At 58.8% G+C, this 447-nt stretch carries 1 protein-coding gene; it reads right to left on the reverse strand.

What is annotated here, in order from left to right:
• The coding region (locus KDM89_RS19820) for a 2-hydroxychromene-2-carboxylate isomerase (RefSeq protein WP_212689606.1) at window positions 1-447 on the reverse strand (447 nt) is incomplete at both ends.

Genomic DNA, 447 nt, shown 5'->3' on the forward strand with positions numbered 1-447 from the left:
TCATTACCCCAGAAGGATTCGCCATCGACCCGGATCCAGGGTGCACCGAATATGCCCTGCGCCACCGCTTGCTCGCATTGCTGCTTGAGCGCGTCTTTCCATTCATCCGCTGCACATACAGCTGCTACCGCGCTGCCATCCAGCCCCAGCTGATCGACAAAGGCGCTGAGCCAGGCGATGTCATTGATGGCTGCCGGTCCGGTGAAGTAAGCGCGGCTGACACCACGCACAAAATCACCGCAACGCTGCGGCGCGGTTTGTCGTAACCACAGGCAAACGCGGGCCGTGTTCTGGGTATTGATCGGGAAAGGTTCAGGCAATACAAACGGTACTCCGGCAAAGCGTGCAGAGCGCACAAAATCATGCCGGAAATAATCCGACATCACCGGTGGGCGCATGGTCAGCGGACTGGAACCCGTGACCTTGAATACCGCGCCCAGCAAGACT

The organism is Cognatundibacterium luofuense, assembly GCF_018139685.1.
GTDB lineage: Bacteria > Pseudomonadota > Gammaproteobacteria > Burkholderiales > Burkholderiaceae_D > Undibacterium > Undibacterium luofuense.